This is a genomic window from Corynebacterium wankanglinii (genome assembly GCF_013601005.1).
Taxonomy (GTDB): domain Bacteria; phylum Actinomycetota; class Actinomycetes; order Mycobacteriales; family Mycobacteriaceae; genus Corynebacterium; species Corynebacterium wankanglinii.
Genome location: NZ_JABFED010000003.1, coordinates 69,082 through 92,322 on the forward strand (window position 1 = coordinate 69,082; position 23,241 = coordinate 92,322).

Here is a 23,241-nt window from a genome sequence, read left to right on the forward strand (position 1 = left end):
GCGGAGTGAGGGTCCGCGACCGGCGCAAATGCAATCGGTTGACGCAGGCGTATACGTGTACTTCGACAACAGCGAGAGCCAACCATACCGCCTTACCCGCCTATCTCATAATCGCGCTGCGCGAAAACTACGCGGTCGCCAGCAGCGTGGCCGTCGCGGAGCCCACCGCCAAAGGGGCCACCGCCAGGCCCCAGAGGGCGAAATGCGTCCACTGCACGCTCACGCCCGAACGTTTCAGCTGGTCCGCCCAGAGCAGTGTGGCTAGCGACGCCCACGGGGAGACCAACGGCCCCGCATTGACTCCAATAAGGAGTGCCATCGTACTGAGCGAATCGCCGGCCGCGGGTTCGAGGGCGAAATAGGCGGGAATGTTGTTGATTGCGTTGGCGGCCGCGGCGCCGGCGGCTGCGAGAAGCCCCGGGTGCGCGCCCTGGAGGTGCCGCACCGCACCCGCGACGCTGCTGGCCGTGATGCATAGCGTCGCCGCTGCCGAAAGCGCGGCCGCCAACGCCAAGGCGGGCCACGGGATTAACGGGGCAACGCCACCGCGTCTGCCGTCAGTGCCGACTGCGACCCACATCGCCGCGGCGGCGACCGTGCTCGTGGCCCAGTAGGGCACTGGACTGAGCAGCGCGAGCATTGTGGCACACAGGACTAACAGTGCGGCACCGGGGCGAGGGTAGTGGTGCTGATTGTCGTGCTCCGCGCAGCCGGCGGCTCCGCGGTATGCGAAGCGGGCGAGGTAGCACGCCGCGGCGGCCACGGCGAAAGCGGCTGCGGCCGGAAACCGGGCAGCGTGGCGGAAGTGCTGCTGCGAATCGAAGGCCCCGCCGCTCAGCGCCAGCAGATTGGTCAGGTTGGACACGGGAAGGGGCATCGATGCGAGGTTGGCAATCCAGACCACCGCTAACGCCACGGCAGGTTGAGGTAGACGGAACCGCGCTGCGAGCTGGATGGCGAGCGGGGTGAGCATGATGGCAGTGGTGTCGAGGGAGAAAAACGCTGTGCACGCCGCGGCGAGGGCGAGGAAGCCTGCGAACGCCGCCTCCCGGCTCGAGGTGGCACGCTCGAGCCGGGCCACCAGCCATTCGAAGAGGTGGACCCGGGCGGCAAGGTTGACCACCACAGACATGCTGGCGGCAAACGCGAGCACGGGCAAGAGTCGCAGTGCGAGAGTCGCCGCGGCGTCGGTGTCGGCTGCGGCGAGGGCAGCAAAGGCGAAAAGTGCGGCAGCGGGGAGGAAAAGTGGGTGTCGATACATAGGTGTGGGGGCCGAAGGGACGTCGTCAAGCAGCGAGCGTAATTAGGTAAACGCGCACGTGAACTGTAAGGTGCTACGGGTTGTCCGGCGACCGCCGGATGAAGAGACCATTTCGCACCCAACTCGGGCACGATCCGCGCAACGCGCGGAACCGACCCGTAGTTCAATCCTGAGGGAGACGAATTCAATGAGGAAAGACATTCACCCGGATTACCACCCGGTGATTTTCCAGGACGCGAACACGGGCCACAAGTTCCTGACGCGCTCCACCCTGACCTCCGCACGCACCGAGCAGTGGGAAGACGGCAACGAGTATCCGCTCGTCGTGGTTGACGTGACTGCAGAGTCCCACCCGTTCTGGACCGGCGCTCAGCGCCTCATGGACACCGCTGGCCGCGTGGAGAAGTTCAACCAGCGTTTCGGTGGCATGGCCCGCCGCAAGAAGAAGTCCAACTAGAGGGAATAAAGGAGACTCACCATGGCAACACCGAAGTTCAGGAAGTCCCGCGCGAACACGCGCATGCGCCGTTCCCAGTGGAAGGCGGACAACGCCGATCTGCAGACTGTCAAGGTCGATGGCCAGGAGGTTCGCATTCCGCGTCGCCTAGTCAAGGCTGCTCAGGCCGGCCTTATCGACGTCGAGCAGTTCTAAGCATGAGCGAGGCTTCATGCCTCATCTCAGAAGCCGGGATCCCCAGGTGGGACCCGGTTTTTTCGATTCAGTTAAACTCTGAGTAAAAAATAAGTCATAATATCCCTATGAAAATTCTCGTTGCCGATGACGAGCAGGCCGTCCGCGAGTCGCTCCGCCGCTCTCTCCGCTTCAATGGATACGACGTTGTGCTCGCCGAAGATGGTGAGGACGCGCTCGATCAGATCCGCGTGGAGCAGCCTGACCTGACCATCCTCGATTTAATGATGCCCAAGCTCGACGGCTTGGGTGTATGCCGCACGCTGCGCTCCTCCGGCTACGATGGCCCGATCTTGATGCTCACCGCGCGCGACGGGGTATCCGACCGGGTCGCCGGCTTGGATGCGGGAGCGGACGATTACCTGCCCAAGCCGTTTGCTCTGGAGGAGTTGCTCGCCCGGGTCGGATCTCTTCTGAGGAGAACTCGCTCCGAGGCGCGGAAGGCTGCGGAAAAGGACACAACCCGCCTGCAGTTTGAGGATCTGACTTTGGACACCTCAACGCGAGATGTCACTCGCGCCGGCCGGCCGATTTCGTTGACCCGCACCGAGTTCGCGCTTTTGCACCTCCTGCTGCAGAATCCGCGCCACGTGCTGGACCGCCAGACCATCCTGGAGGAGGTCTGGGGCTATGATTTCCCCACGTCCGGCAACGCACTTGAGGTCTACATCGGGTACCTCCGCAGGAAGACCGAGGCAGGCGGAGAATCGCGCCTGATCCATACCGTCCGTGGGGTCGGCTACGTCTTGCGGGAGACCGCTCCGTGATCTTGCGGCGCTACCCGGATGGAGCTGAGGCCCTCCCAGCCAGCTCCGGCCGGTCCCTTCGCAACAGTTTGGCCGTGCTCGCCGGCGTCATCGTCGCCGTTGTCATCCTCCTCACCGCGCTTTTTACGTACCGGCTCTCCGAGACAACCCGCCTGCGGGTGATGGACGACAACCTGCGTACGCGCACCTACGGCGTGACTCTCCAACTGCAAGAACTGGGCACGGGCGATACGGCAGGCGTTGAGCGCGCTCTGGAGGACTTCCGCCGTGCAACCCCGTGGGTGAAAATCGCCGCCTCGCCCTCCGGTTCCAACGTGTTCTATGGCGATCCGGTTCCAGTGGCAGGGCCGTTCACCCGGATGCCCTCCGGTGACCAGCTTTCCCAGCGCACTGTCGCAGGCGAGCGGGTGGTGGTGCGCCGCAGTGAAACTGGCGTGACGGTGGCGATGGCGGAGCCACTCGACGTGTTCCACATCGTCTCCGGAAGCTGGGGCGCCGCCGCGCTAGTCATTGCTGGCACCGGCGGGTTGCTGGCCTGGATTGCTGGTGCAGCGATCTCCGCCGTCGGCCTCCGGCCCGTGCGTAGGCTGCACAAGGCAATCGACGCTGCCAACGAGTCGGACCAACTCACCGAACTGCCTGTAGACGGCGACGACGAGTTTGCGGATATCACTGCATCGGTGAACAGGATGATCACCACGCTGGAAGAGTCCAAGACACGCCAGGCCCAGCTGGTGGCTGATGCGGGACACGAGCTGAAGACACCGCTGACGTCCATGCGCACCAATATCGAGTTGCTCATGATGCTGTACAACTCCGGGCGCCAAGACCAGATCTCGGAGCAGGACCGGTTGGACTTGGAGCGCGATGTCATCGCTCAGATGGAGGAGATGTCCATCCTCATCGGCGATTTGGTCAACCTCGCCCGTGACGAGGCGCAAGGTGCGGAGCCAGAGGATTTCCGCCTCGACGAAGTGCTAGAAGAGGCGCTTGACCGCGTGCGTCGCCGCCGCCCGGATTTAGCCTTCCAATTCGAGGCGGACCCGTGGGTCATCCACGGCGACCGTTTCGCTATGGGGCGGGCTCCGATCAACCTCATCGACAACGCCGCGAAGTGGTCGCCGCAGGGCGGCACCGTCCGTGTCTCGCTGAAGGCCGCAAAGCGAAACGCGGTGCTCATTGTGGACGACTCCGGACCCGGCATCCCCGAAGCGGAGCGGGAGAAGGTCTTCGAACGCTTCTACCGCGCTCCTGAATCCCGGTCGATGCCCGGATCCGGGCTGGGTCTGGCGATTGTGAAGCAGGTCTTCGACCGCCATAACGCCACGATCGTGGCTGAGGAATCCGACGACGGCGGCGCACGGTTCCGCGTGGTGTTCCCGGGACGGCCGCCTGGAGATGACCCGCAGGACGGGGACGAGGGCGCGCTTGCCCGCACCTCCCGCGTTATCCCGCGCAAGGGCTACAGCTAAGACGTACAGCTAGTGTTCAGTAAGTATTACGTTTTACCGTGCAGGCCCCGAAGTTTTGCCACAGGGCGGGCGGGCATAATTGCGCCTCATGAGTGAACTGAACTACCCGGGCGACACGTCTAGCTTTCCTGCGAACGGTGGGCCCAGCAGCGTCTACCAGGTCGAATCGCAGTCCCCGGCACAACGCCGCGGCAGAGGTGGCCTCGCCGGGGCGTTTGCCATCGCGCTTGCCACTGCTCTAGTCGCGGGCGGCGGTGCGGGCTATCTCGCGGGCTCGGCCCAGTCTGGCAACCAGTCCTCGACGCCCAGCAGCGCGGTTTCGGGGAATGAGCCTGACCAACACAACGAGCTGCGCAATCCGACTGTGGCAGATCCCGCGGAAGCCCCCGCCGGTTCCGTGGAGCAGGTGGCGGCAGCCGTGCTGCCGGCTGTGGTGTCCATCGAGGTTGCCACACCTCGCGGCAGCGCCGAGGGCTCCGGCTCCATTATTTCCGCGGACGGGTATGTGCTGACCAACCACCACGTGGTTGCCGGCGCTGAAACACCTGGGTCGAAGATCCAGGTTTCGCTTAACGACGGCTCACGCCACGACGCCCAGTTTGTGGCCTCCGACGTCAACACCGATGTCGGGGTGATCAAGATCGAGGGCGTCGCTGATCTCCCGGTCATACAGTTCGGCAACTCCGACGATCTGCGGGTGGGCCAGGAAGTGGTTGCGGTGGGTTCACCCCTGGGGCTGTCCGCAACGGTGACGAGCGGCATCGTGTCGGCTTTGAACCGGCCTGTTCGCGCCTCTCAAGGCGGCGGGGAGAGCTCGCTGATGGACGGCATCCAGACGGACGCGGCGATCAATCCCGGTAACTCCGGCGGCCCCCTGGTGGACATGAACGGCAACCTCATCGGCATGAACTCCGCCATTGCCTCGCTGTCTGCGGGCGGCTTCGGTCAAGGCGGCCAAGGCGGGTCCATCGGCTTGGGGTTTGCCATTCCCTCGAACTTTGCTAAGCGCGTGGCCGATCAGCTCATTGCGAAGGGGGAGGCGACGCAGCCGATGCTCGGTGTGCGCGTCAGCGTGGTTGAGAGCCTGGGTGGCGGCGCGGTGGTGGCGGGGGTGGAACCCGGCAGCCCCGCGGACCAGGCAGGGTTGCAGGCTGGCGACGTGATCACCCGGCTGAACGACCGTCCGATTGATTCCGCAGATGCGCTCATTGCAGCCACCCGTTCTCAGGGGTTCGGCGAGACTGTCACATTGCAGGTGCAGCGTGGTGAGCAATCCCAACCGATTCCGGTAGAGGTGACCTTAAGTTCCGAGTAACTTCTTATCTGTCTCACTCGCCCGTCTAGCTTCAAAGGGAGTCCCACCACGATGCCGGAACTGTTTGACGCGCTCGACATCACCGAGCCGGATGACGCCACACTGCGCGCCTCTGAGCTGGAGCGCGACTCGCCCACCTCGCCGTGTGCGATCGTTGTGCTGGTGGGCGACCGCCGCTACGACGCGCCCGGAGATAACACCGATGAGATGGTGGTGGAGCTTTTGCGCGAGGTCGGCTTCCAGGTCGACGGCGTGGTGCGGGTGAAGTCGAAGAAGTCAGAGATCCGCAAGGCCATCGAGACCGGGGTCGTTGGAGGGGTGGACCTCGTGCTCACCCTCGGCGGCACTGGCGTGGGCCCCCGGGACAAAACCCCGGAAGCCACCCGCGCGGTGATTGACAAGATCGTGCCGGGTGTCAGCCAGGCCATCCGCGCCTCGGGGCAGGCGTGCGGTGCGGTAGACGCGTGCACCTCGCGCGGCTTCTGCGGAGTGTCCGGGTCCACGGTGGTGGTTAACCTGGCATCGAGCCGGCAGGCCATCCGCGACGGTGTGTCCACGCTGGCCCCACTGGTGACCCACCTCATTGGCGAGCTGAACCAGTATTCCGTCTAAGAACAGGAACGGGCGATAGTGGTGAAGAAAAGAAGGCGGGCTGCGCGCATCGCCGAGGTGGACTACGACAGGACCGCTGACTCGGCGGCAACCCCGTGGGATGACGAAAACCCGGCTCTAGACGCCGAGCGCGAGGTGCTGCTCGACGATGAAGAGCCGGGGCTGACGGGCCGTGCTTTTTACGATGCGGAACGGCCGCCGCACTACGGGGAGTAGCGGGGCGCTGGCCGCGGGTTATTTCAACGGCTTTTGTGCTGTGGTGGGGTTTTGGCTGGCGAGCAGGTCGCGGATCTCGGTGAGCAGCTCGGTGTCGGTCGGTGCCGGCTCCTCCGGATTGATGCCCTTGTGGCGCTTTTGAGCCTCATCCAGCTTATTCATCGGCGCAACGAGCAGGAATTAGATCACCGCGGCGATGAGCAGGAAGTTGATGATGGCGGTCAGCACGGCGCCGAAGTCGACGAAGGTTGCTTCGTTTCCCTCGCGCACGTGGAAGCCCAAGCCGGAGTAATCCACGCCGCCCAGGGCCGCGAGGAGCGGGTTGATGATCGCGTCGGAGAACGACGTGACAACGCCGGTGAACGCCGCGCCGATGACAACACCGACGGCAAGCTCGATGACGTTGCCGCGCATAATAAAGTCTTTAAAGCCTTGAAGCATGCTAGGGGATAGTAAATGGGCGTGGGCGGTTGCTCAACACAAGCGTGAGCGGCTCCGAGAGCGATGCGGCTGCGACCGCCGCCGCGTCTTGCTGCCGCAGCAGCACCAGTACTGCGTCACCGTCGCCTGTGGTGACGACCCTCCCGTTGGCCGCAACCACGCGCGGGCCCTGCCCGACTACGTCCACGAAGGCGCCGTGGTGCAGCATCGGCAGGATGTCCGGTTCCGCTAGCGGCACAGGGACCATCGAGAACGCATCCTGGTCGGGTTCGTCCGCCGTGAGCAGCGCCGCCAAATCCGGCCCGACGAGCCGGGTCGAGGTCACCACCTCACCTCGTGCGGCGGCCGCCGCGAGCAACTGCCCTTCCGCCAGCGCGGCGTCCGTTAACGCTTCCTCCGGCACCGATTCTGCAGGTAGGCGCCGCAGCTCCAGATCGGCCGCCGTGAGGACCGCCCCGGGGGCGACGCTGCGCGCGAAGGTGAGGACTGGCGGGTCGGACCGTGAGGCGTCGATAAGCAGATGCGCAATTGCGGCGACCACAAGCACCACGGCGGCAGCTCTGCGGATGAGTACGGAGCGCCGGTAGCCGGGAGTGCGCAATTGGTCGAGGTACGCGGGAATATCCATAGGGATAGGACGCTCGTGCGCGCATCACGGTTCCCTACACGCAGAAGAAACCTTCCGGGGTAATCACCGCATCCACTGCCTGATCGTGCGAGTCGTGCGGCACAGCATCCACCAACTCCCAGCTGTAGACTACCGCCGCTACCGGTACTTCCAGGCCATGCAGCGCTCTGTCGTAGTATCCGGCACCCTTGCCAAGGCGCATGCCATGCCTATCGACGGCTAACGCCGGCGCCACCACAAGCCCGCAGGAGCGCAACACCTGGGAGGTAAAGCGCGGGCCGCCGGGCTCCGAAATGCCCAGTGCACCCCGCTCGCTAGCGTCGCCCGCCTCTGCCCAGGCCATGACCCCGTGAGGGAGAGCGATGGGGAGAAACACCGTGCGCGCCGCATGTGCGAGCTGAGACGCGAAACCAGCGGGGCCAGGCTCGGAAGGTAGCGGATTGTACGCGGCGATATTAGTGCCCTGGGCACCCAGCGCGGCGATGCACGCGCGGGTGTGATCCACAATCGCTTGGTCGAGGGCCCGCTTGCGCGCCGGGGTCGTGCGCAGATCCCGCCGCGCGGCCAGGTGGGAGTTGCGCATTGCGGTTTTAGAAATGGGCTGGGTGGCATCCAAGGTGGTGCTCGCGTTCCTTGTGTTCGCTGAACTTGTCTGGCTATCTCGTCTGGCTGCCTTAGCTAGGACACGTCGTCCGGGTCGCAGCCGGGTTGTGGTGGGCGGGGGCTGTAAGCTTCCCGTTTATGGCGAATTCTACTGACCACCCCGTTGCTGCCTCGAACCCCTCGGTGAAGACCGTTGTGGTGCCGGCGGCGGGCATGGGGACACGTTTTTTGCCGGCGACGAAAACGGTCCCGAAGGAGCTTCTGCCGGTGGTGGATACCCCGGGCATTGAGCTGATCGCCGAGGAGGCTGCCGCGTTGGGGGCGCAGCGTCTGGCGGTGGTGGTCGCGCCGAATAAAGAAGAGATCATGCGCCACTTCGGCGAGTTTTCGGAGCTGCAGGAGCTGATGGTTTCCCGCGGCAAGAACGCCCAGGCGGACAAGGTTGCCCGTGCCAACGGTCTGATTGAGGCGGTGGCGGTGACCCAGGATGAGCCGTTGGGGTTGGGCCATGCGGTCGGGTGTGCGGAAGAGGCGCTCGATGACGACGAGGATGTTGTCGCGGTGATGTTGCCGGATGATTTGGTGTTGCCGGCGGGTGTGATGGACAAGATGGTCGCTGTGCGCAACGAACTCGGGGGTTCGGTGTTGTGTGCCTTTAACGTCAGCCGTGAGGAGGTGTTCAATTACGGCGTGTTCGACGTGGAGGAGGCCGCGGCCGGTGTCGATGGTGTTGAGGTGATGCGTGTGCGCGGCATGGTGGAAAAGCCTGCGGTGGAGGATGCGCCGTCGACGTTGGTGGCTACTGGCCGGTATTTGCTGGACCGGGGGATTTTTGATGCGTTGCGTCGGATCACTCCGGGTAAGGGTGGGGAGTTGCAGCTCACGGATGCGATTGAGTTGATGATCTCTGAGGGCCATCCGGTGCATGTGGTGGTGCACGATGGCAAGCGGCACGATTTGGGCAACCCGGGCGGGTATATCCCGGCGAATGTGGATTTCGGTCTGCGGGATGCGAAGTACGGCCCGGCGTTGTACACCGCGGTAAAGAAGATCATCGCCGAGTACGAAGCAGAACACCCCGAGATTGCGGCGAAGGTGCGGGACAACGGCTAGACGGAGAAAGGGGTGCGGGCCATGCGCAGCGTAGAGGACCAGCTAGCCGCTGTTATCGGCGCCGCCGTCGCGCCTGAGCCCATTCGGGTTGCCCTCACGGACGCCTTGGGGCTCATGTGCGCCGAGGAGGTCACCTCAACCAAGCAGGTCCCGGGCTTCCCCCAGGCCGCGGTTGACGGGTTCGCTGTGCGCGCGGTGGACGTGGGCGGCTCCGCCGGGCTGCGCCGCCCGGAGCGTAACGAGCACACAGGGGCCGGCGAAGGATCAGAAGGCGGCGACACGCCCGCCGCCGCGCAGCCTGCCCGCGAACGCGCGCTGCCGGTGGTGGGAGAGGTCCCTGCCGGATCGCAGAAACCATTGCGGCTGCAACCCCGTCAGGCGGTGCGGGTGGCTACCGGTGCCCCGCTGCCCACACTCGCTGATGCGGTTTTGCCCTTGGAATGGACCGACCGCGGACGCAAGCGAGTGACCCCGCAGCGGCCTGTCCGAACCGGCGATTTCGTGCGCAAGCCGGGCGACGACATCCAGCCTGGCGATATCGCTGTGCACCAAGGCGCGGTGCTTGGCCCTGCCCAGATCGGTTTGGCCGCTGCGGCGGGCCGCGACAAGTTGCTGGTGTACCCCCGCCCCCGCGTGACGGTGATGAGCTACGGGCTGGAGCTGGTGGAGCTGGACCGCAACCCGGGGCTGGGTCAGGTTTTCGACATCGCCTCATACGTCGTCGCTGCAGCCGCGAAGGAAGCGGGCGCGGACGTGCACCGCGCCGGCATTATCAACGCTGAGCCCCGACGTATGCGCGAGACAGTTGCCGGGCACGTGGCTAAAAGCGAATTCGTTGTGATCACTGGCGCGGTTGGCGGCTCGGGGGCCGGTCCGATCCTGGAGATCTTGCGCGAGCTTGGCCAAGTGGATACCACGAGGGTGGCCATGCACCCCGGATCCGTCCAAGGGTTTGGGGTGATGGGGGAGGAGCGCATCCCCACGTTCCTTCTCCCGTCGAACCCGGTAAGCGCCTTAGTCATCGCAGAGACGTTTATCCGCCCGGCCATCCGCCGCTCCCTGGGCAAGACGGCCGTGACGCGACGCAGGGTCAAGGCCCGCTCCCTGCGCGAGCTGGACTCCATCCCGGGCCGCCGCGGCTACATCCGCGCCCGGCTGATGCGCGATGCGGACAGCGGCGAGTACCTGGTGGAGCCACTCTCTGCCCTCCAGGCCGGCCCGACCCATCTGCTGGCCGGGTTCGCCGAGGCCAACGCGATGGTCCACCTGCCGGAGGACGCAACGCACGTGCGCCCGGGCGACATCGTGGACGTTGAGTTCCTCCGCCAACGCAGCTGAGGCCCCAGCCGTGTTCGACATGTTTCGCCAGCCCACTCCAGGGTGGCCAGAATCCACACCCGAAGCCACGCTTATCGACGGCGGTTCCGTCCACCTCCGCCCCCTGTCCCCGCGCGACGGGGAGGAGTGGTCGGGCACCCGGATCGTCGATAAGCAGTGGCTTCAGCCCGTGGAGCCCACAGTGGGCGGCACCTGGGAGGATGCGCACTCGCACGCGGCGTGGCGCAACACCTGGTTGAACCTGAAGCGGCTGGCGCGGCAGGGAACGGTGGTGCCGCTGGTCATTGAGGTCGACGGGACGTTCGCCGGGCAGGTGACGCTCGGCAACATCCAGCACGGGATCGTGTCGGAATGCTGGATCGGCTACTGGGTGCATTCGCCGTTCATGGGGCGCGGGGTGGCCACCCTCGCGTGCGCGCTGGGCGTGGACCACGCCTTTTGCCGTGTCGGCCTGCACCGGCTCACGGCCACGTACCTGCCCGGCAACCCTGCGTCGGGAAAGGTGCTCGAGCACAACGGCTTCCGCGAGGAGGGCTTTCTGCGGCGCAACCTCCACATCGACGGACAGTGGCGCGACCACCACCTCGTTGCACTCAACGCCGACGACTACGCCACGAGCGCGGTGCAGCGGCTGCGCGGCGCCGGCCGCGCGCGTTAGCACGAACGCTGCTGCACGCCGCGAAAAAGCATCCGACTCCACGGCGCGCCACCCCAGGACCGGCCGCACAGCCGGATAGCGTGGGCATCTGACTTTAGGGTGCAACGTACGCGGAAAGGTGGCAATGCCGATGGGCAGCCCGAGCTTAATGATCATTTTGATCCTCGTTGTCTGGATCATCGTCCTCGCCCCGCTGATGATCGGCAACAACAAACCGATCCGCCGCTCCGGCGAAGGATACGAGGAGACGCGGGTGCTGCACGAGGGCGGCACCGCGCCGATGGTTGAGCGCCGCCGCCCGAAGCTCACCGCCGCGGACATCCACCGCCACAGTGAGGACGACGACTACGAGGTGGTGGAGGCTACAGACGCGGAGGAGGACGTGCTTATCGACGACGCTCCCGCCCTGCGCACCATCTTCCGCCGCCCCGGCGCCACGGAGGACGACTCGGCTGCGGACCATGTCGACGGGGAAGTGATCGACCACGTCGAGGACGAGGCAGAAGCAGCCGCCGAGGAAGCCGGCTCCGCCGACGAGGTGGATGCCCCCGACAGGGCGGACACCGCGACCGCAGAGGCTGACGCCGTGCCCACGGGCGGATCCACTAAAGTCGCGGCCGCCTCGACCGGCGGTTCGACGTCGGTGAAACTCCTCGCCGAGGAAAGTGCAACCGACGACAAGACCGAGGCAGATGAGACCAAAAAGGCTGATGCTGCCGACGCCGAAGCGTTGACAGACGAGGATCGCTACGAGCTCGACGAGTCCTACACCGCACCCGAGGACTACGGCTACGCCGACCGCGAGACCGGCTTTGAACCAGCCGCAGAGACGCACGAAGACAGCGCCGCGGTGGAGGCGGAAGCCGACGTCGTAGACGGCACCGCCGGGAAGGGGCTGTCCGCACACGACGAGGGCGGTGAGGACACTGGGGACGCCGGGGCCTCCCAGAACGCCTCCGAGGAGGATATTGCGTTCGCGGCATCTCGCCGAGGCCGCGGCGGCTACGACCCCGAGCGCGAGCGCAAGACCACCGCGACCCGGTTCCAGCGCCGCCAGCGCACCTTGCTTGGGCTCATCATCGCGTGCGTGATCACGTTCGTCGTGGCGTTTGTCTCCGGAGGCTGGGCGTGGGTCCTGCCGGCGATCACCGTGGCAATGACAGCGTGGTTCATGATCGCGCTGCGCCGGGTCGTGCTGCAGGAGCGTGCGTTGCAGGAGCGTCGTCTGCGCCAGCTGCGCCGGGCGCGGATGGGTGTGGCCACGGGAGGCACCAGGGAGCACGCTAGGGACGCACGCCTTCGCGCAGGCTCTGTGGTGCTGGAACTGGACGATGAGAGCCCAGACTTCGAGTCCCTGCCATCCGCCCGCGTTGCTCCGACGCACGACGACCACGAGGACCACGACAACCACGACAACCCTGACGGGTACCGTAACTCTGACGGGTACGGTGGCCTTGACGGCTACGGCACTCGTGCGAGTTAGGGCGGCATCCACCCCTCGCACGCTGGCGATTTAATCGCAGTGCGGGGGAGGAGTAACGTAACTTTGCAGCCGAGGGGCTATAGCTCAGTTGGTAGAGCGTCGCGTTCGCAATGCGAAGGTCAGGGGTTCGATTCCCCTTAGCTCCACAGTAAACCGCAGGTAGAAATGCCTGCGGTTTCTTATCTTTGTGCGCGCCTTGTTTGGGTTGAGCAGCTAGGCAAGTAGTGCCCGGCGGACTACCTCAGCCCTTCAACGGGCGCATGGCCCAGGGCTGCTCAGCGGAACCCTGATGGTATGCTGCCAGCCGTGAGTGCTCAAAAATCCGTCGCGCGGTCCTGGTCGTCGCCCTGTTGAACCTGGCATAATTCTTTGTCGAATTTTTCGGTGCTCTGGCCATTGGCTCGGCATCCCTGTTCGCCGATTCCGCGGACTTCCTCGAGGACACGGCGATCAACCTGTTGGTGTTCTTCGCCGTGGCGTGGCCCGCAGCGCGGCGCCGTACCGCTGGCAGCGTGCTAGCGGCGCTCATCCTCATTCCAGCGATCGCGGCGATCGTCACGGTGGTGTCCAAGATTATGAACCCCGTGGCACCCTCACCGGAGGGCTTGACCGGTATCGCGGTCGGTGCCCTGGTGGTCAACGTTATTTGCGCCGTCCTGCTGATGCAGCTGCGGGATGAGGGGTCCTCGCTGGCAACCGGGGCGTGGCTCGCTGCCCGCAATGACGCCCTTGCGAATGTGCTGATCATCGTCGCCGGTCTGCTCACCTTCGTGTGGGAGACAGCCTGGTTCGACATCGTGGTCGGCGCCGTCATCGCCGCCATCAACCTCTCCGCCGCGAAGGAAGTGTGGGAGGCCTCCCGTGAGGAGCACGACTCGGTGGAGGAAGCGTTCGCCGAGATGGACGACGACTAAACGGCGCTTACCCCCACACCCCGGACGCCCCGCGCCGCCAGGTGCCCACCAGGTTAGTGTCCACGATCCCGGTGGACTCCATCAGCGCGTACATGGTCACCGGCCCAACGAAAGTAAAACCGCGCTTCTTCAGGTCCTTCGCCAACCGCTCCGATTCGGCCGAGCGGGTGGGCACCTCCTCCATCGTGCGCGGAACGGGTGTCTGGGCGGGCTGGTAGGACCACACAAATTCACCGAGGTGCGTTCCTTCATCCCGCAGCGCGAGGGTGGCTTCGGCGTTGTTCACCGCAGCCTCCAGTTTGCGCCGGTTGCGGATCAACGAAGCGTCGCCAAGCAAATGCTCGATGCTCATGCCTGCTACGGCTTCCGGGGCGAATCCGTGGAAGGCGCTCCGCAGTGCCTCGCGCTTTTGCAAGATCAGACGCCACGACAACCCCACCTGGAAACCCTCGAGGCAGACGCGCTCGAACATGCCCTGCTCGTCGGTGACGGGCATGCCCCATTCGGTGTCGTAATACTCGCGCAACAGTGGGTCATGGGCAGCCCACGGCGGGCGAGCGAGGCCGTCGTCGCCGGTGACGGGCCAGCCTTGTTCTGGTGTGAGGTGAAGATCAGTCATAGGTATTGGACTCAGTTCTACCCGCTTCGGTTCCACGGGTACCCTAATCGGCATGAATAGGCCCGCTGTCCGCGACTTCGCGCTGCTTGTGCTCCGGCTCGTGCTGGGCGCGGTGTTCGTGGCCCACGGCTACAACCACTGGTTCGAGGTCGGTATGACGGAAACCGGCCGCCAATTCGCCGCGCTCGGGGTGCCACAGCCGCAGCTGTCCGCCTACCTCACCGGCACCGTCGAACTCATCGGCGGGGCGTTTTTGGCGGTGGGGCTGTTGACGACGATCGCCGCGTCGCTCCTCGCCCTTCTGGTGCTCTCTGCCGGGTACTTCGTGCACCTGGGCAACGGCTTCTTCGTCGACGGTGGCGGGGTGGAATACATCCTCGTGCTGGCCGCGTCGCTGTTTATCATCACCGTCTTCGGCACCGGCCGCGCCAGCCTAGACGGGGTGCTCACCCGTGATTAGCCACGAAGAGGTGCAAAAAGCGCTGTCCGCGCGTATCGACGGGGAACCGTCCGGTCTCGACGACGCTGTGGTGGACGCCCACGTCTCCGGGTGCCCCGAGTGCCGCGCCTTTTTAGATCGGTCCCTCGCCCTAACTCAGCAACTCCACGGCGACGACGAGGAAGCCTTTGCGCCGCCGCAGGACCTCTCGTCCGTCATCCTCGCGGGCGTGGACGACGAGTGGCGCCGCTTCGCCCGCCGCCGCGAGCTGGGCATTGCTGTCGGGCGTGTGCTCCTCGGCGCTATGGCCGTGGTGTGGGTGCTGTGGGCTGTGCGCCTCATCATCGCCGGCGGGGACGAACCCGTGGTCGCCTCCACCGCCTCGGTCCGATTCGGGGTGGCGCTGGCGCTGGGCTTCACGGCGTGGCGTCCGCAACAGATCCCAGGGGTACTGCTGATTGTGGGCACCATGTTCACCTTCACCGTCGGATTCGCCGTGCGCGACGCGGTGCTCGGCACAGGGCAGTTCGAGCTCGCCGGGGTGCTCATTCCGCTGCTCAGCCTGGTTGCGTTGGTGTGGACGTGGGTCGCCGACCGCGGCGGGGCGCTCCGCCGGACATGGCAGCTTTTGGACGCCCGCCCCTACTAGGACACCCACCGCCGCGGCGGGAAACACAACCGGGAAACACAAAGCCCGGCCGGGGGAGCACACCCCGGCCGGGCTGAAATTACCCGCGAGCGAATTATTTGCGTGCGTTACTTCCAGCTGGGCAGCCACATGATGGACTCGTAGTAGGAGTCCGGGATCCGGAAGCCGTAGAAGATGGGGGACCAGTAGATGAAACTGGCCACCACAAGGGCGAGGTAGACCACGGCGGCGAGCTGGCCCCACCGCATCTCAAAGCCTGCGACCTTATTCACCCACGACCACGTCACCGGCCCGCCCTTGCGCGCCACGTTACCCACCGCTAGGGCCAGCAGCACTGCGGTAAACGGCACCAGTGCGGTGGCGTAGAAGAAGTACATCTGGCGGTCGAACGCGACCAGCCACGGAAGGAATCCGGCGGCGAACGCAATGACCGGCACGATGACGCGGAAGTCCTTACGGGTCAGCCACACCCAGCACGCCCACAGCAGCACCGGCACGGTCAGCCACCAGATGGCGGGGGTGCCGAACATGTAGATCATCTCCCGGCACGTCCCGTCGCCGGGAGCCACGGAGCACTCCAGGTCGGTGGCGGAGTAGTACAGGATCGGGCGGGCGGAGACCAGCCAGGCCCACGGCTTGGAGTCCCACGGGTGGGAGTGGCCGGACGAGGAGGTCAAGGAGGCGTGGAAGTCGAGCACCGAGAAGTGGTAGTAGAACCAGCCTGCAATGGGCTCCGGGAGGTTGGCCAGCCAAGGCCAATCGGAGCTTGCGATGGTGCCGTCGGAAAGCGAGTGGCGGTACACGGAAGTCTCGGAAGCGAACCAGGCGCGCCACGACCACAGGTACAAGACAGCGGGGATGAGGACGATGGAGGCAAGGGCCGAAGGGACGTCTCTCAGCAACGTGCCCGCGACGGGCTTCTCTACGCCGTAGCGCCGGCGCAGGTAGAGATCCCAGAACGACGACAGCAGCCCGAAGAACATGATGTAGTACAGACCGGACCATTTGATAGAAAGCGTGAGCCCGAGCAGCACGCCGGTGGCGAAGCGCCACCACCGGAATCCCATGCGGGGGCCGAACGGGCCAGTGCCGTCGAGCTTGCCAGCCAGCCACGCATCGTGCCAGCGGTGGTGCACCTCGCGCATGTCGCCTGCGAGCGTCCAGGCGGCCATGACCACAAACAGCACCTGGAAGATGTCGAGCATGCCGAATTTCGCGGAGACGAGCAGGACGCCGTCGAAAAGCGCGATGATGCCCGCGATCAGCGCGATGTTGGTGGACTGGCTGACTCGGCGCGCGAGCAGGAAAACAAAGACGATCACGGCGGTGCCGAACAAGCCGGTCATGATGCGCCAGCCGTACGGGGTGTATCCGAAGAGAGTCTCGCCCATGGCCAGCAGCTGCTTGCCCAGCGGCGGGTGCACAACCAAGCCGTAGCCGGGATTAGACTCGATGCCGCCCAAGACAGGGTTGAAAGAGCTTCGCACCATGTCCCAGGCTTGCGGCACGTAGTGCTTCTCGTCGAAGACGGGGGTGCCGGAGCTGGTGGGCTGGAACAAACCGATGAAGCGGGTCAGCAGCGCCAGCACACCGATGACGGAAGCTGCGATGGTGTCGCGGCGCGTCCACGGCACGGTCACGGGAGCCTCTGGCGCCGGGCGGGTGGGCCGCACCGTTCGCGTTGCCTCAGGTGTTGCAGCGTTAGCGCCGGCGGCTGGTCCAGTCGGGTTCGGGGTGCTCGCGATAGTGGTCACGACGGAAGATATTAGCGCCTTGGGCGTATGCTCCCGTGGTATGTCCGCCGAGCACGAAGACCTCACGCAGATCCTTCCCACCGGAGTTGTGCTCGCGGCCACCCCGCTGGGCAACGTGGCGGACGCATCGCCGCGCTTGGCGCACGCACTGGCCGCCGCGGACGTTATCGCCGCCGAGGACACTCGCCGCACCCGGGCTCTCGCCGCGGCGCTCGGGGTAGAGATCACCGGACGCGTGGTGTCCAACTTCGACCACAACGAGGATGCGCGGGCGCGCGAGCTGCTCGACGCGGCACGCGCTGGCACCGTCCTCGTGGTCACCGACGCCGGGATGCCGCTGGTGTCCGACCCGGGCCATTCCATCGTCGCCGCCGCCCACGACGCCGGTATTCCCGTCAGCTGCATCCCCGGGCCGTCCGCGGTGACTACCGCGCTCGCATTGTCCGGCCTGAGCGTTGGGCATTTCATCTTCGACGGGTTTGCGCCGCGGAAGTCGGGGGCGCGCAGGGCTTGGTTGGAAACGCTGGTGCACGAGCGGCGCGCGGTGTGCTGTTTCGAATCGCCGCACCGGATCGCGCAGCTGCTGGAAGACGCGGCAGACGTCCTCGGCGTGAACCGCCGGGCTGCGGTGTGCCGGGAGCTGACCAAAACATATGAGGAAGTGAAGCGGGGCACCCTGGGGGAGCTAGCCAAATGGGCGGCAGATGGGGTTCGCGGAGAAATCACGCTCGTGATCGAAGGCGGGGCAGTCGAGCAAGCAGAGCCGGAAGACTTGGTGGGGCTGGTGCTGGATCTGGTGGACGGCGGTGAACGCATGAAAGACGCCGCGAAACGGGTAGCCAAAGAGCACGGCGTGAAGGTGGGGGACCTCTACGACGCGGCTTTGTCCGCGCGTGAATAGTGCCGTCTTCCTCGCTTTTTGTCCGGCGCTGGTTCGCGTGCAGGTGTGATCTGCGCTAGCCTGCTTGCGCCCTAGAAAAACAATAAAAATTTGCGAGGAGAATTGTATGTCTCAGCGTGATCTCCAGCGGGATCCCCACGATCCCGCTGCGGAGCCACGGAGTACGGATCCAATTAAAAATAACGAATCATCCGCAGCTGGCCAACTTGCCGCGCTGCTGCGCGCCGACCGCGGCGGCGTGTATCCCGGGTACACCGACCCGGAGGAAAGCGTCGAGCGCGAAGCCGACGCAGAAGACGCACCGGTGAACTGGGGCATTGTTATCCCGCTTGCGGTAATCGTCGCTGCAGTTGTCGGCTGGGGCCTTGCGGCTCCGGACAACTTCTCCACCTTTGCGGACAGCGCGTTCGGCTGGGTCATTGAGAACCTGGGCTGGGCGTTCGTCCTCGGCGGCACGATTTTCGTCGCGTTCGTCATCGTGATTTCCGCATCGGGTTTCGGCCGGATTCGCCTCGGCAGTGCCGACGAGCGCCCGGAGTTCAAAACCACCTCCTGGATTGCCATGATGTTCGCCGCCGGCATGGGCATCGGCTTGATGTTCTACGGCGCTTCTGAGCCGCTGGCTATGTACCGGGACGGCGTTCCGGGCCACGAGCCGCACGAGGTCGGCGCCGCGATGGCGCAGACCATGTTCCACTGGACCCTGCACCCGTGGGCCGTCTACGCCATCATCGGTCTGGCCATCGCGTACTCCACTTTCCGTCTCGGCCGTAAACAGCTGCTGTCCAGCGCGTTCATCCCGCTGATTGGGGAGAAGGGCGCCAACGGCTGGCTGGGCAAGCTTATCGACGGCTTCGCCGTCTTCGCCACCATTTTCGGCACCGCCTGCTCCCTGGGTTTGGGCGCGCTGCAGATCAGCTCCGGCTTGGAAGCTTCCGGTTTCGTCGACGACCCGTCCGACACCCTGATCATCGGCATCGTGGCGGTGCTCACCCTCGCGTTCCTGCTGTCGGCGATGTCGGGTGTGTCCAAGGGCATTCAGTGGCTGTCCAACACGAACATGGTCATCGCGGCCGTCCTCGCACTTTTCGTGTTCGTGCTTGGCCCCACCGTCGCACAGCTGAACATGTTGCCGACCGCTGTAGGCAACTACCTCAATAACTTCTTCGAGATGGCCGCCCGCACCGCTGAAAGCGCGGATGGCGAGGCCGGCGAGTTCCTCTCCGGATGGACCATCTTCTACTGGGCGTGGTGGATTTCCTGGTCGCCGTTCGTGGGGACGTTCCTGGCCCGCATTTCCCGCGGCCGTACCGTTCGCGAATTCTGCCTCGGCGTCATGCTCGTCCCGGCAGGCCTGTCCACCGTGTGGTTCGCCATCTTCGGTGGAACGGCCATCAAAATGGAGCAAAGTGGCGAATCCATCTACGGCGGCGGTTCCAACGAGGAGCAGCTGTTTAACCTGCTGCATTCTTTGCCGGGCGGTTTCATCATGGGTATTTTTGCCCTGCTGTTGCTGGCCACGTTCTTCATCACCTCGGCTGACTCGGCCTCCACGGTGATGGCGTCCATGACGCAGTCCGGCAAAACTGAGGCGAGGCCGTGGCTCGCAGCCATGTGGGGCCTGGCCACCGCATTCGTCGGCCTGACCCTGCTCATCTCCGGCGGCTCCGACGCGCTGAACTCCCTGCAGTCCGTAACTATTGTTGCCGCGACACCGTTCCTGTTCATCCTCATCGCGCTCATGTTTGCGATTGTGAAGGACATGTCTAATGACACGATCTACCTGGACAAGAAGGAACAGGAGCGCTTCGCCCGGCAGCTGGCCATTGAGCGCCGCATGCACCGCGATCAGGCGCAACTGGACGCCCGTCGTGCCCAGGTCAAAGGCATGCTCAAACCACGCGCGGAATAGGCGCGATTGCCTATCGACGCCCTAAAGTCGCGGCCCCGCTTACGCATTGCAGTGCGTGAGCGGGGCCATAACTTATGCTGTGAACCATGACTTCTCCCGAGACCAATCAGAACGTTCTCGTGTGCGTTGCTTGGCCGTACGCCAACGGCCCGCGCCACATCGGCCACGTCGCAGGCTTTGGCGTCCCCTCTGACGTCTTCGCGCGCTACCAGCGAATGACGGGCAAGAACGTGCTGATGGTCTCCGGCACCGACGAGCACGGCACCCCGCTGCTCGTGCAGGCGGATAAAGAAGGTGTCACCGTCAAGGAGTTGGCGGACCGCTACAACCGTCAGATTGTGGAGGACCTCGCCGGGCTGGGCCTGTCCTACGATCTGTTCACCCGCACCACCACCCGCAACCACTACGCGGTGGTGCAGGAACTCTTCCGTGGCCTGAATGAGAACGGCTATATGATCCGCGAGACCACGCAGGGAGCGATTTCTCCCTCGACAGGCCGCACTCTGCCGGACCGCTACATCGAAGGCACATGCCCGATCTGCGGCGCCACCGACGCGCGCGGTGACCAGTGCGACACCTGCGGCAACCAGCTCGACCCGGCTGATTTGATCAACCCGGTGTCCAAGATCAACGGCGAGACGCCGGAGTTCATCGAGACCGAGCACTTCATGCTCGACCTGCCCGCGTTGCACGACGCGTTGGAACAGTGGCTGCGCACACGCCAGGACTGGCGCCCGAACGTGCTGAAGTTCTCCCTGAACCTGCTGGAGGACATGCGCCCGCGTGCCATGACCCGCGACATTGACTGGGGCATCCCGATCCCGGTGGAGGACTGGCAGGACAACCCGTCGAAGAAGCTCTACGTGTGGTTTGACGCAGTGATCGGCTACCTGTCCGCCTCCATCGAGTGGGCGCACCGCTCTGGCAACCCGGACGCGTGGAAAGAGTTCTGGCAGAACTCGGCCACTGAGGGCTACTACTTCATGGGCAAAGACAACATCACCTTCCACTCCCAGATCTGGCCGGCGGAGCTGCTCGGCTACGCGGGCAAGGGCGCCAAGGGCGGCGAGGTGCGCGAGCTGGGCGAGCTGAACCTGCCCACGGAGGTCGTGTCGTCTGAGTTCCTTACCATGTCCGGGTCTAAATTCTCCTCCTCCAAAGGCGTGGTCATCTACGTCAAGGACTTCCTCGAGGAATTCGGCCCGGACCCGCTGCGCTACTTCATCGCGGTGGCCGGACCGGAGAACAACGACACGGACTTCACGTGGGACGAGTTCGTCCGCCGCGTGAACAACGAGTTGGCCAACGGCTGGGGCAACCTGGTCAACCGCACCGTGTCCATGGCGCACAAGAACTTCGGCCAGATCCCTGCCCCGGGCCCGCTGTCGGCGTCCGATGAGCGCATCCTCGAGCTGGCCGCCGAGACGTTCACCACCGCCGGCGAGGAGCTGGGCAAGGCCCACTTCAAGTCTGCGGTTACCAAGGTGATGCACGTCGTTGGCGAGGCCAACGCCTACATCGCGGAGCAGGAGCCGTGGAAGCTGGCCAAGGACGACACCCAGCGCGAGCGTTTGGCCACCGTGCTGTGGACTGCGCTGCAGGTGGTCTCCGACTGCAACGCCATGCTCACCCCGTTCCTCCCGCACACAGCGCAGAAGGTCCACGAGACGCTCGGGCGTACCGGGATCTGGGCCGCGGAGCCGCGAGTGGAGGAGGTCGTGGACGACGCGGACTACAACCTCGTCGGTGTCGGCCTGCCGGAGAAAGGCCAGACGTACCCGACCATCACAGGCGACTACTCGCAGCAGCAAGCGGTGTGGCAGCGCGTGGACGTGGTGCCGGGCACCGAGCTTGCCAAGCCGCAGCCGCTGATTGCCAAGCTGGACCCGGAACTCGGCGAGACTGGCCCGGAGTGGGCGCCAGTGCAGTAGCCCGGGCGGCTACAACTGCGCGCCGAGCCACTGCCGCGCGGATGCGAGCATGCGTTTGACTACGTCGACGTCGAATGCCCACAGCTCCACCGCGTGCGGTGCGCCCTCGATCACCTCGAGCTGAGCGGGAACGCCGGCCTCGCGCAACCTGCGGGTGTACTCGCAGATTTCCTCGTAGAACAGCTCGATATCGCCCGTGGACAGCCACGCCGGCGGCAGCTCCGGGCGTACCAGCGGCATGATCGACTGTGGCGCGTTCACAGAAATTGCCCGAGGAATTCGGTGAGCTTGCCGGGTTCCTCGTCCTCGAAGCGCTGATCTACCACGACGAGCGGGGCGGTGTATTTCTCGTTCGTGCCTCCGGCGTCTTTGACTACGACGAGGTCGGTGCCGTAGGCGTCGTGAAGCAATTGCCATGTAAAGCCCTCGCGCACGAGCGCTTGGCCGAGGGCGGTGCCGTAGAGACGCGCGGTTTCGCCGCGAGGGAAGGAGCGGCGCACGTCCGCAGGGAGCGCGAGGTAATCGGCGAGCTCGGCCTCGAAGGATCCGACGATGTCGGCGGGCGAGCCGTTGATGCCGCGGCCGGCGGCTTCGGCAAGGTCGGCGTCGATTTGGATCTGGATGGCTGAGTCGATGTCTGCAAATGCCATAGGGTGCATCGTATGAGCAAAAAGAAACCGCGTCCCACGCCCGTGCCCGCCGAGCCGATTCCCGGCCTGGTGGATGCGCACACCCACCTCGCGTCCTGCGGCGCGCGCACGAAGGAAGATGTCGGCGCGTTTGTCGCCCGCGCGCTCGAAGCCGGTGTGGAGCGCATCTGCACCGTCGGCGATGGGCTGGAGGAAGCGGAGTACGCGCTTCAGGCCGCTCACCTCAACGACCGCGTTTTCGCCGCGTGCGCGATCCATCCGACGAGGGCGCAGGAGCTTGACGACGCTGCTCGCGCCCGCCTGACCGAGATGGCCCGGGACGAACGTTGCGTGGCGGTGGGGGAGACCGGCATCGACACGTATTGGCTCACGCACGACGCCGATGGCACTGCGCCGCTTGAGGTGCAGGAGGAGGCGTTTCGCTGGCACATCGATTTGGCGGTGGAGTCAGGCAAGGCGCTGATGATCCACAACCGCGAAGGCGACGCGGAAATGATGCGTATTCTTGCGGACGCGCCGCGGCCGGAGCACGTGATCCTGCATTGCTTCTCCTCGCCTTTGGACGTGGCGCGAGAGGCAATCGAGCGCGGCTACGTGCTCAGTTTTGCCGGCAACGTCACCTTCAAGCGCAACGAGGAGTTGCGCCAGGCGGCGGCACTCGCGCCGGCGGGCCAGCTGCTCGTTGAGACGGACGCGCCGTACATGACCCCCGAGCCGTTCCGCGGGGCGAAGAATGAGCCCGCGTTGATCGGGCACACGGCAAAGGTTCTGGCGGACGCGCGTGGCATGGAAGTGGCCGATGTGGCGCGAGAGATTGGAGAGACATTCTCGCGGGTCTACGGGGTGTGAGCTGGGCGGAGGGCCTTGAAACGCG

At 65.2% G+C, this 23,241-nt stretch carries 24 protein-coding genes, 1 tRNA gene and 2 pseudogenes; 19 read left to right on the top strand and 8 right to left on the bottom strand.

Going from position 1 to position 23,241, the window contains the following annotated elements; translation table 11 throughout:
* Positions 1-127: 127 nt before the first annotated feature.
* Positions 128-1,261, bottom strand: coding sequence for an SLC13 family permease (locus HMA55_RS05740; RefSeq protein ID WP_181192127.1), 1,134 nt, complete (start codon positions 1,259-1,261; stop codon positions 128-130).
* A 187-nt stretch (positions 1,262-1,448) separates the two neighbouring features.
* Here HMA55_RS05740 and HMA55_RS05745 point away from each other — a divergent pair, with 187 nt between their 5' ends.
* The 7 genes from HMA55_RS05745 to HMA55_RS05775 all read left to right on the top strand — a co-directional run bounded on the left by HMA55_RS05745 (position 1,449) and on the right by HMA55_RS05775 (position 6,334).
* Positions 1,449-1,718, top strand: a complete 270-nt coding sequence (locus HMA55_RS05745; RefSeq protein ID WP_181192128.1) for a type B 50S ribosomal protein L31 — start codon at positions 1,449-1,451, stop codon at positions 1,716-1,718.
* Between the two features lie 21 nt (positions 1,719-1,739).
* Complete coding sequence (gene rpmF, locus HMA55_RS05750; protein ID WP_038610496.1) at positions 1,740-1,913, top strand: 50S ribosomal protein L32; 174 nt, start codon at positions 1,740-1,742, stop codon at positions 1,911-1,913.
* Positions 1,914-2,020: 107 nt separating this feature from the next.
* Positions 2,021-2,719: a response regulator transcription factor gene (locus HMA55_RS05755; protein ID WP_181192129.1), complete on the top strand. Its 699-nt coding sequence runs from the start codon at positions 2,021-2,023 to the stop codon at positions 2,717-2,719.
* Positions 2,716-4,191 (top strand): HAMP domain-containing sensor histidine kinase, encoded by a 1,476-nt coding sequence (locus HMA55_RS05760; RefSeq protein ID WP_181192130.1) that lies wholly within the window; start codon positions 2,716-2,718, stop codon positions 4,189-4,191. Before HMA55_RS05755 ends, HMA55_RS05760 begins: the two co-directional genes overlap by 4 nt.
* Positions 4,192-4,279: 88 nt before the next feature.
* Complete coding sequence (locus HMA55_RS05765; RefSeq protein ID WP_181192131.1) at positions 4,280-5,506, top strand: S1C family serine protease; 1,227 nt, start codon at positions 4,280-4,282, stop codon at positions 5,504-5,506.
* Between the two features lie 51 nt (positions 5,507-5,557).
* On the top strand, positions 5,558-6,118 hold the full coding sequence (locus tag HMA55_RS05770; RefSeq protein WP_181192132.1) for a MogA/MoaB family molybdenum cofactor biosynthesis protein: 561 nt from the start codon (positions 5,558-5,560) through the stop codon (positions 6,116-6,118).
* Positions 6,119-6,139: 21 nt separating this feature from the next.
* Positions 6,140-6,334, top strand: a complete 195-nt coding sequence (locus tag HMA55_RS05775; RefSeq protein WP_181192133.1) for a hypothetical protein — start codon at positions 6,140-6,142, stop codon at positions 6,332-6,334.
* An 18-nt stretch (positions 6,335-6,352) separates the two neighbouring features.
* Here the strand turns inward: HMA55_RS05775 and mscL are convergent.
* The 3 genes and pseudogenes from mscL to HMA55_RS05790 form a co-directional block, all read right to left on the bottom strand.
* Positions 6,353-6,775, bottom strand: a pseudogene (mscL, locus tag HMA55_RS05780) (large conductance mechanosensitive channel protein MscL).
* 1 nt (position 6,776) lies between these two features.
* On the bottom strand, positions 6,777-7,403 hold the full coding sequence (locus tag HMA55_RS05785) for an SAF domain-containing protein (protein ID WP_181192134.1): 627 nt from the start codon (positions 7,401-7,403) through the stop codon (positions 6,777-6,779).
* A 34-nt stretch (positions 7,404-7,437) separates the two neighbouring features.
* Entirely contained in the window at positions 7,438-8,019 is a 582-nt protein-coding gene (locus HMA55_RS05790; RefSeq protein WP_181192135.1) for a 5-formyltetrahydrofolate cyclo-ligase, read from the bottom strand.
* Between the two features lie 125 nt (positions 8,020-8,144).
* Between HMA55_RS05790 and HMA55_RS05795 the strand changes: the two genes are divergently transcribed.
* The 6 genes and pseudogenes from HMA55_RS05795 to HMA55_RS05820 all read left to right on the top strand — a co-directional run.
* Positions 8,145-9,119, top strand: a complete 975-nt coding sequence (locus HMA55_RS05795; protein WP_181192136.1) for a UTP--glucose-1-phosphate uridylyltransferase — start codon at positions 8,145-8,147, stop codon at positions 9,117-9,119.
* 21 nt (positions 9,120-9,140) lie between these two features.
* Entirely contained in the window at positions 9,141-10,457 is a 1,317-nt protein-coding gene (glp, locus tag HMA55_RS05800; protein WP_181192137.1) for a molybdotransferase-like divisome protein Glp, read from the top strand.
* 19 nt (positions 10,458-10,476) lie between these two features.
* The gene (locus HMA55_RS05805) at positions 10,477-11,115 is read left to right on the top strand and encodes a GNAT family N-acetyltransferase (RefSeq protein WP_181192242.1); all 639 of its coding nucleotides are present in this window, start codon (positions 10,477-10,479) and stop codon (positions 11,113-11,115) included.
* 148 nt (positions 11,116-11,263) lie between these two features.
* Positions 11,264-12,598: a divisome protein SepX/GlpR gene (sepX, locus tag HMA55_RS05810; RefSeq protein ID WP_181192138.1), complete on the top strand. Its 1,335-nt coding sequence runs from the start codon at positions 11,264-11,266 to the stop codon at positions 12,596-12,598.
* 73 nt (positions 12,599-12,671) lie between these two features.
* Positions 12,672-12,744: transfer RNA gene (locus HMA55_RS05815), tRNA-Ala, on the top strand.
* A gap of 231 nt (positions 12,745-12,975) precedes the next feature.
* A pseudogene (locus HMA55_RS05820) lies at positions 12,976-13,512 on the top strand (cation transporter); the annotation flags it as partial.
* A 7-nt stretch (positions 13,513-13,519) separates the two neighbouring features.
* Here the strand turns inward: HMA55_RS05820 and HMA55_RS05825 are convergent.
* Positions 13,520-14,131, bottom strand: coding sequence for a DNA-3-methyladenine glycosylase I (locus HMA55_RS05825; RefSeq protein WP_181192139.1), 612 nt, complete (start codon positions 14,129-14,131; stop codon positions 13,520-13,522).
* A gap of 52 nt (positions 14,132-14,183) precedes the next feature.
* On the opposite strand from HMA55_RS05825, the gene HMA55_RS05830 reads away from it, so the two are divergent.
* The gene (locus HMA55_RS05830) at positions 14,184-14,591 is read left to right on the top strand and encodes a DoxX family protein (RefSeq protein WP_181192140.1); all 408 of its coding nucleotides are present in this window, start codon (positions 14,184-14,186) and stop codon (positions 14,589-14,591) included.
* On the top strand, positions 14,584-15,219 hold the full coding sequence (locus HMA55_RS05835; protein ID WP_181192141.1) for a zf-HC2 domain-containing protein: 636 nt from the start codon (positions 14,584-14,586) through the stop codon (positions 15,217-15,219). The genes HMA55_RS05830 and HMA55_RS05835 overlap by 8 nt, the downstream gene beginning before the upstream one ends.
* Before the next feature lie 107 nt (positions 15,220-15,326).
* On the opposite strand, the gene HMA55_RS05840 is transcribed toward HMA55_RS05835, so the two are convergent.
* The gene (locus HMA55_RS05840) at positions 15,327-16,892 is read right to left on the bottom strand and encodes a dolichyl-phosphate-mannose--protein mannosyltransferase (protein ID WP_181192243.1); all 1,566 of its coding nucleotides are present in this window, start codon (positions 16,890-16,892) and stop codon (positions 15,327-15,329) included.
* Between the two features lie 121 nt (positions 16,893-17,013).
* On the opposite strand from HMA55_RS05840, the gene rsmI reads away from it, so the two are divergent.
* The 3 genes from rsmI (at position 17,014) to metG (ending at position 21,717) form a co-directional block, all read left to right on the top strand.
* Positions 17,014-17,874, top strand: coding sequence for a 16S rRNA (cytidine(1402)-2'-O)-methyltransferase (gene rsmI, locus HMA55_RS05845; RefSeq protein WP_181192142.1), 861 nt, complete (start codon positions 17,014-17,016; stop codon positions 17,872-17,874).
* A gap of 106 nt (positions 17,875-17,980) precedes the next feature.
* Positions 17,981-19,786: a BCCT family transporter gene (locus tag HMA55_RS05850; RefSeq protein ID WP_181192143.1), complete on the top strand. Its 1,806-nt coding sequence runs from the start codon at positions 17,981-17,983 to the stop codon at positions 19,784-19,786.
* An 86-nt stretch (positions 19,787-19,872) separates the two neighbouring features.
* Positions 19,873-21,717, top strand: a complete 1,845-nt coding sequence (gene metG / locus HMA55_RS05855; protein ID WP_181192144.1) for a methionine--tRNA ligase — start codon at positions 19,873-19,875, stop codon at positions 21,715-21,717.
* A gap of 9 nt (positions 21,718-21,726) precedes the next feature.
* Here the strand turns inward: metG and HMA55_RS05860 are convergent, their stop codons facing one another.
* Entirely contained in the window at positions 21,727-21,957 is a 231-nt protein-coding gene (locus HMA55_RS05860) for an alpha/beta hydrolase (protein WP_181192145.1), read from the bottom strand.
* 17 nt (positions 21,958-21,974) lie between these two features.
* The gene (locus HMA55_RS05865) at positions 21,975-22,367 is read right to left on the bottom strand and encodes a DUF3806 domain-containing protein (RefSeq protein ID WP_181192146.1); all 393 of its coding nucleotides are present in this window, start codon (positions 22,365-22,367) and stop codon (positions 21,975-21,977) included.
* A gap of 12 nt (positions 22,368-22,379) precedes the next feature.
* Between HMA55_RS05865 and HMA55_RS05870 the strand changes: the two genes are divergently transcribed.
* The gene (locus HMA55_RS05870; RefSeq protein WP_181192147.1) at positions 22,380-23,216 is read left to right on the top strand and encodes a TatD family hydrolase; all 837 of its coding nucleotides are present in this window, start codon (positions 22,380-22,382) and stop codon (positions 23,214-23,216) included.
* Positions 23,217-23,241 lie beyond the last annotated feature (25 nt).

Bases quoted from the DNA above. Each gene is read 5' to 3' on its own strand.
- HMA55_RS05740 (WP_181192127.1), bottom strand. From the start codon at position 1,261: ATGTATCGACACCCACTTTTCCTCCCCGCTGCCGCACTTTTCGCCTTT.
- HMA55_RS05745 (WP_181192128.1), top strand. From the start codon at position 1,449: ATGAGGAAAGACATTCACCCGGATTACCACCCGGTGATTTTCCAGGAC.
- rpmF (WP_038610496.1), top strand. From the start codon at position 1,740: ATGGCAACACCGAAGTTCAGGAAGTCCCGCGCGAACACGCGCATGCGC.
- HMA55_RS05755 (WP_181192129.1), top strand. From the start codon at position 2,021: ATGAAAATTCTCGTTGCCGATGACGAGCAGGCCGTCCGCGAGTCGCTC.
- HMA55_RS05765 (WP_181192131.1), top strand. From the start codon at position 4,280: ATGAGTGAACTGAACTACCCGGGCGACACGTCTAGCTTTCCTGCGAAC.
- HMA55_RS05770 (WP_181192132.1), top strand. From the start codon at position 5,558: ATGCCGGAACTGTTTGACGCGCTCGACATCACCGAGCCGGATGACGCC.
- HMA55_RS05785 (WP_181192134.1), bottom strand. From the start codon at position 7,403: ATGGATATTCCCGCGTACCTCGACCAATTGCGCACTCCCGGCTACCGG.
- HMA55_RS05795 (WP_181192136.1), top strand. From the start codon at position 8,145: ATGGCGAATTCTACTGACCACCCCGTTGCTGCCTCGAACCCCTCGGTG.
- glp (WP_181192137.1), top strand. From the start codon at position 9,141: ATGCGCAGCGTAGAGGACCAGCTAGCCGCTGTTATCGGCGCCGCCGTC.
- HMA55_RS05805 (WP_181192242.1), top strand. From the start codon at position 10,477: ATGTTTCGCCAGCCCACTCCAGGGTGGCCAGAATCCACACCCGAAGCC.
- sepX (WP_181192138.1), top strand. From the start codon at position 11,264: ATGATCATTTTGATCCTCGTTGTCTGGATCATCGTCCTCGCCCCGCTG.
- HMA55_RS05825 (WP_181192139.1), bottom strand. From the start codon at position 14,131: ATGACTGATCTTCACCTCACACCAGAACAAGGCTGGCCCGTCACCGGC.
- HMA55_RS05830 (WP_181192140.1), top strand. From the start codon at position 14,184: ATGAATAGGCCCGCTGTCCGCGACTTCGCGCTGCTTGTGCTCCGGCTC.
- rsmI (WP_181192142.1), top strand. From the start codon at position 17,014: ATGTCCGCCGAGCACGAAGACCTCACGCAGATCCTTCCCACCGGAGTT.
- HMA55_RS05850 (WP_181192143.1), top strand. From the start codon at position 17,981: ATGTCTCAGCGTGATCTCCAGCGGGATCCCCACGATCCCGCTGCGGAG.
- metG (WP_181192144.1), top strand. From the start codon at position 19,873: ATGACTTCTCCCGAGACCAATCAGAACGTTCTCGTGTGCGTTGCTTGG.
- HMA55_RS05860 (WP_181192145.1), bottom strand. From the start codon at position 21,957: ATGCCGCTGGTACGCCCGGAGCTGCCGCCGGCGTGGCTGTCCACGGGC.
- HMA55_RS05865 (WP_181192146.1), bottom strand. From the start codon at position 22,367: ATGGCATTTGCAGACATCGACTCAGCCATCCAGATCCAAATCGACGCC.
- HMA55_RS05870 (WP_181192147.1), top strand. From the start codon at position 22,380: ATGAGCAAAAAGAAACCGCGTCCCACGCCCGTGCCCGCCGAGCCGATT.